We start from the raw sequence: 5,909 nt of genomic DNA, 5'->3' as shown, positions 1-5,909 counted from the left end.
GGGCGCGCGGTGGATGATCGCCGCATCGGCGAGCTGCAAACGCTTCAGCTCGCCATCGGCGAAAAGATCACGCAGCTTCAACACGACTGGGAGCGCCAGAAACAACTGGTCGACACCATTCTCACCCTGCGCGGGCAACAGGAAGAAGGCGCCGACAGCGATACCCTCGGTGACACGTCGGCGGCCCAGCCGGAGTTGATCGAAGCCGTTTCGGCATTGGCGGAGCTTCAGCGCCAGGGCGCTTTGCTGCATGCCGATGTCGGCGCCGAACAGATCGCCCAGGTCATCGCCGACTGGACCGGCATCCCCGCCAACGCCATGACCGCCGATCGCATGGATCGCCTGAGCACCTTGCCGAGCCTGCTGGGCGAGCGCATCAAGGGGCAGGGCGTGGCGATCGAGCGCGTGCACAAGCACCTGCTTACCGCCATGGCGGATTTGCGTCGGCCCGGCACACCGCTTGGCGCGTTCCTGCTTGTCGGCCCCAGTGGCGTGGGCAAAACGGAAACCGCGCTCGCGCTGGCCGACGCCCTGTTTGGTGGCAAGCAGTTTCTCACCACCATCAACATGTCCGAGTACCAGGAAAAGCACACCGTATCGCGTCTGCTGGGCGCGCCGCCCGGCTACGTCGGCTACGGCGAAGGCGGCATCCTCACCGAAGCCATCCGCCAGCGCCCCTACTCGGTGGTGTTGCTGGACGAGGTGGAGAAGGCGCACCCCGAAGTGCTCAACATCTTCTATCAGGCCTTCGACAAGGGCGAGCTGGCGGATGGTGAAGGCCGCTTGATCGACTGCAAGAACGTGCTGTTCTTTCTCACCTCCAACCTGGGCTTCGATCAGCAGGACGGCTCGCTGTGCGATCTGGACGAAGCGACACTGCGCGGCCGCATCATGCAGTTCTTCAAGCCGGCGCTGCTCGCGCGTATGCAAGTGGTGCCGTACCAGTATCTCGATGAGAGCGTACTCGGCGAGATCGTCCAGGCGCGCCTGCAACGCCTGGGTCGCCAATTCACCGCACGCTACGACGCGACACTCGTACTGGACGAAAGCGCGACCGCCGAGCTGCGCACGCGCTGCACCCGCCATGAAAACGGTGCGCGCATCCTCGATGCCAGCCTGGATGGCGACCTGCTTCCCCCGCTCTCGCTCGCGGTGCTTCAGCGCATCGCGGCCGGCACGCCCTTCACGCGTGCCCAGCTTGGTTGGGACGGTGGCGTGTTCACGGCGACCCTGGATTGATCGCCAGGCCATGGAAGCGCTCGCGGTAGCTCACCTCGCCCGGTCCCTTGCGCTGGCCACACGTCCAGCGACGATCACGCGCGAGTTTCTGGGTGCGGCCGTGGAAGCCCATGGCCTTCAGGGCGCTTGCTGCTACCGGTGCGATATCACCGGCGACCGGCTTTCACCGGTCGCCGCGGTCAACCTGCCGGAGCATGAGCTGCCGTCGCTGGACATGGCCGAGCTGGATAACCCGTTGGTCTATTGCCTGCGCCAAGGCAAGCCATGCCTGGTCGATAACATGGCGGCGCTGGTGGATGTCGGCAAAAGCTTCGACGCCTTGCGCCAGCGCTGGCCCAGCGCGCCGGCATTGCTGGTGGTCGCGCTGAAAGGTGCACAAAGTCAGCCCTGGGGCGTCGTGGCGCTGCTGGGTGCGCACGCCACCTTGCGCGCGTGGCAGGCCGATCCCGTTTGGAACGCGCTGGGCGACATGCACCAGCATCTGCTCGCCCGCCTCAGCGAGCAGATGGCGGCGGAGGAAAGCTACCGCTACGAGCATGTGGTCAAGCGCAAGCTCGAGGCAGACAAAAGCACCTCGCGCGCGCGACGCCTGCTGTCGGCGGAATTCGTGGGCGAAAGCGCCGCCGCGCGACGGATTCGCGACGACATGCTGCGTCTGGCCGATTCCAGTCTTTCCACGCTCGTCACCGGCGAAACCGGTGCCGGCAAGGACCATGCGGCCTGGTTGATTCATCAAGCCTCCTCGCGCGGCGGCGCGTTCGTACCCGTCAACTGCGCCGCCATCCCCAAAGACCTGATCGAAGCCGAACTGTTCGGCAGCACGCGCGGCGCCTATACCGGCGCCAATCAGGCGCGCACCGGGCTGGTTGCCGAAGCGCACGGGGGCACCTTGTTCCTCGATGAAATCGGGGACATGCCGCTGCTGCTGCAAGGCACCTTGCTGCGCGTGCTCAACGAGAAGAAATATCGCCCGGTGGGTTCCACCAAGGAGCGCGAATCCGACTTCCGGCTGATCTGCGCCACCCATCAGCCACTGCCCCAGCTCATTCGGGAAGGTCGCTTCCGCGAGGATCTCTACTTTCGCATACGACAGCAGCGGCTCCATCTTCCTCCGCTGCGCGATCGGCCCGAAGACATCGGCGTCATGGCCGCGCATGTGTTGCTTCAGTACAACCGTGAGCAGCGATCCCATATCCCGGGTTTCGCGGCGCCCGCCATCGCGCTGCTGCGCCAACAGCCCTTCCCGGGCAACGTGCGCGAACTGCGCAGCCTCGTGCTCGCGGCGGCCGAACGCACGGCGGCGGGCGACATGGTGAGCGCGCAAACCGTGCAATCGCTGTTGACCTGCGAGGAAGCACCAACCGCCATTACCGATGCCGCCCTGCGCGATCTGCTGGGCACCGCCTACCTGCCTGAGGCCGTGGATGCCTTCGAGCGGCTGATGATCGGCGGCCGACTGCGCCAACTGCGCGGCTCCCGTGCCAAAGCCGCGCAAAGCCTCGGCATCCCCAAACGCACGCTTGCCTACAAGTGCCTCAAATGGAATCTCGACAGCGAGACCGACACCCCATGAACAAGCTTGCCCCCTTGCCCCTACTGCTGCTGCTCGCCGGTTGCTCCAACCACGAGCAAGCGCCCGCCGCCGCTGTGCAAACACCCGACTGCACCAAGATCGCATCGGCGGTGGAACGGCTCGGCTGTTTCGATGCCGTAGCGCGAACGCCTGGAAATATCCCCGGCTCAGCGGCGTCCACGGCCGCCCCCGCGCCCGCCACCACCGTAGCCAGCGAAAACTCACCCATCATCGCCTTGGTACAGCGCAACGAAGCGGATCGAAAAGGCGAGAACCACCAGTTTCTGCTATCGCGCTCGACGGCGAGCGACCCTGGTGGCGCGCAGATGGTGATATCCGCCCCGGCCCTGGGTAGCGACGCACCGCGCCCCTTGCTCGCCATCAGTTGCCTCTCGCGCATCACGCGCTTGCAGCTGCTTACGGGCAAGGCCATTCCCGACAACCGCGTTCGCATTCGCCTGCTGCTGGACGACAAGCCCGTCACCGACACCGCCCTCTGGCAGGTGCTCGATGTCGGCAACATCGTCGATGCCGGGCGCGGCCTGGTCGCCATCGACGTGCTCAAGCGCCTGGGCAATGGCAGCCGCCTGCAGACCGAAAGCGACTATCCACCGCTCGATGGCCTGATCTTCGACGCCAGCGGCCTGCAGGAACTGATCGCCCAGCAACGCGAGGCATGTCACTGGTGATGGACTTCACGCCACTGGATAGGGACGCCCTGCTGGAGCCCATCGACGCGCTCCAGCCCGCCGGTCACTTCGACGAGGAAGACGAAACCTATCAGGCCATCGATCAGGAGATGGTCAAGCTGGGCGGCCTCAACGAGCCGCGCATGGATTGGTCGTACATCGACGAAGCCTCGCGCCAGTTCCTCGCCCAGCAATGCAAACACTTCCGCGTCGTCGGCCACCTCATCACCGCGCGCCTGCGCGCGCGTACGTGGAGCCAATGGGCCCAGGCCGCGGGCGTGCTCGCCGGCATGGTCGCGGAGTACTGGGAAAGCGGCTACCCCAAGCCCGGCCCCACCGGCTACCTCGCCAAGCGCAAGCAAGTGGCGCTGCTGGTCGATCGCCTGGCGGACACCCTGCCGCTGCTCGATAGCCACAGCTTTGCGCAGGAGCACCAAGCCAGCGCGCAGCAAGCCATGGATGAGTTGCAGGCCCATGCCGTCGCCGCGCAGCTGGATGTTGCACAGCTCACGCGCCTGGAAACCAAGCTTCGCCAGCAGGTGGAAGCCACGCGCTTTCCGGACATCGCGCCCGCCAAGGCCGTGCCGTCGCCCGGACAAAAGGGCGGCACCGCCATCAGCGAGGAGTTCTTCAGCACCGGCGGCAACCTTAAACTCGGCGAAGAGCGCGAGAACCGGCGCTCCCTGCTCGCCGTGGCGGATTTCGTCTGCCAGCAGGATGCCTACGACCCCACCGGCTACCAGCTGCGCCGCTTTGCGCTCTGGGCATACCTCAACGCCGCGCCGCCCGCGCGCCGCGAACAGCGCACCGAACTCATGGGCGTGCCCGCCGATATCGTGCAGGGCTACCAGGACGCGCTGCGCGGCGATGCCGTAACGCCCGTGCTGCTGCAACGCGTGGAAAAGAGCGTGGTGTCCTCACCCTACTGGATACGTGGCAGCTACCTCGCCGCCGGCATTGCCGCGCGGCTGGAGATGAAAGAAGTCGCCGCCGCCATCCGGCTCGCCACCGAACGCTTCGCCCGCCGCATCCCCATGCTGACCGAACTGTGCTTCAACGACGGTCGCCCGTTTATCGATAGCGAAACCCTGGTGTGGCTGAGCGGCGCCAACGAGGGCAATAGCGGTGTCGGTCACGCGCAGGAATACGGTTACCTGCGTGAGGAACTCACCGCACAGTTGGACAACGATGGCGTGGAAGCCGTGCTCAAGCGCCTGCAAGAACTGGCCAACAGCCAGTCGGCCCCGCGTCATCGCTGCTACGTCACCGTCATCACCGCTGACTTGCTTGCCTCGCGTGGCCTCACCTGGCTCGCCGATGACCTCTACGCCAGCGCTCAGCGCAGCATGCAGGCGCTGGCCGCCGAACTATGGGAGCCCTCGCTGTACGAACACGTGAGCCGGCCGTCCGTGGCGGTGCCCTCAGTGATCACCACCCGGAGGTAACGCGCATGCGCGATAAGCCAAGTCAAACCGGCAACAGACAAGGTGCATGTTTTGGCCGCCACACGGTTATGCGCGCGCTGCGCGCTGCCGCGCTTACCGGACTGCTCGCGGTGCTCAGCGGCTGCGGCGACCCGCCGCCCAGCATGGACACCGACTATGCCCATGCGGGCTGCCGACCCTGGGCGATCGACGTCGCTTCGCCTCAACACATGGAGGCCTGGGTCGAGGCGCTGTGGGTGCTCGATACCAAGGACCACTGGCACGACATTCCGCAAGGCGTGGTGGGGCAATTGCCAGACGCCGAAGGCTGGAGCGGCCTGCGCGGCGGCGGCGGCGGCGTTCGGCTGGGGAACGGACACGCGCCCAAGGAAATCTACGTGCGCTGGCAGTCGCTGGTAGAGCCGCAAGCCTACTACTGGCGCTTTCCGGTCACCGACGAACTGCGCAAGGCACTGGTCCATCGCGAGATGGCCAAGCCTTGGTACGGCCCGCCACGCAGTGCTTGTCGCAGTGATATCACCATCGGTGTGGCGCCGGGCGGACGCACCATTTTGTGGATCACCGGTGGCGGCCTGCCACCGCTGGAGATCGCGCGCGGGCAGGCCAAGGTGGTGCCGGAAGGGCCAGATCTAGGGCGCTTTGGAGGCCGCTACGTCCGCATGGACGACAAAACCAAGCAGTACCTCGAACAGCACGCTATTCCCTACGGCAGCTGGTAATCCAAACCGACACAAGGACGTATCGCCATGACTAAACGCAAAGGCATTACCTGCTGTTCCAAAGTGGTCCACGACGGTGTGGAAGGCTATGTACTCAATGGCTACCGGCTGTTGAGTCATCGCGGGCACGCGGTGGCCGGGCGCGGCCACCTGGTGTACTGCGGCAAGTGCAAGGGCATTTTCCCCATCGAGGAATCCATCCAGTCCTTTCTTACGTTTGCCCCCGCGGTGGAAGGCATGCGCG

The 5,909-nt window shown here is 65.6% G+C and carries 5 protein-coding genes and 1 pseudogene; all 6 read left to right on the top strand.

Annotated elements, in window-relative coordinates:
- The coding region (locus tag JHD67_RS20680; RefSeq protein ID WP_199101048.1) for an AAA family ATPase at positions 1–1,239 on the top strand (1,239 nt) is incomplete at its 5' end.
- Positions 1,240–1,249: 10 nt separating this feature from the next.
- Positions 1,250–2,812 (top strand): sigma-54 dependent transcriptional regulator, encoded by a 1,563-nt coding sequence (locus JHD67_RS20675; protein ID WP_199101047.1) that lies wholly within the window; start codon positions 1,250–1,252, stop codon positions 2,810–2,812.
- Positions 2,809–3,501 carry a type VI secretion system-associated protein VasI gene (gene vasI / locus JHD67_RS20670; protein WP_199101046.1) on the top strand — a complete coding sequence of 231 codons (693 nt, stop codon included), beginning with the start codon at positions 2,809–2,811 and terminating at the stop codon, positions 3,499–3,501. The genes JHD67_RS20675 and vasI overlap by 4 nt, the downstream gene beginning before the upstream one ends.
- Entirely contained in the window at positions 3,489–4,946 is a 1,458-nt protein-coding gene (gene tssA / locus JHD67_RS20665) for a type VI secretion system protein TssA (protein ID WP_199101045.1), read from the top strand. The genes vasI and tssA overlap by 13 nt, the downstream gene beginning before the upstream one ends.
- 5 nt (positions 4,947–4,951) lie before the next feature.
- A complete protein-coding gene (locus tag JHD67_RS20660) occupies positions 4,952–5,665 on the top strand; it encodes a DUF2931 family protein (RefSeq protein ID WP_199101044.1) in 714 nt (237 codons plus the stop codon).
- 27 nt (positions 5,666–5,692) lie between these two features.
- Positions 5,693–5,909: pseudogene (locus JHD67_RS20655) on the top strand (hypothetical protein); the annotation flags it as partial.

Source organism: Dyella sp. ASV21, assembly GCF_016428975.1.
In the GTDB taxonomy this organism is placed as follows: domain Bacteria; phylum Pseudomonadota; class Gammaproteobacteria; order Xanthomonadales; family Rhodanobacteraceae; genus Dyella.
This window is presented reverse-complemented; position numbering and strand designations above follow the sequence as displayed.

Excerpts from the sequence above, each read along its gene's own strand:
- JHD67_RS20660 (WP_199101044.1), top strand. The coding sequence starts at position 4,952 with ATGCGCGATAAGCCAAGTCAAACCGGCAACAGACAAGGTGCATGTTTT.
- vasI (WP_199101046.1), top strand. The coding sequence starts at position 2,809 with ATGAACAAGCTTGCCCCCTTGCCCCTACTGCTGCTGCTCGCCGGTTGC.
- tssA (WP_199101045.1), top strand. The coding sequence starts at position 3,489 with ATGTCACTGGTGATGGACTTCACGCCACTGGATAGGGACGCCCTGCTG.
- JHD67_RS20675 (WP_199101047.1), top strand. The coding sequence starts at position 1,250 with ATGGAAGCGCTCGCGGTAGCTCACCTCGCCCGGTCCCTTGCGCTGGCC.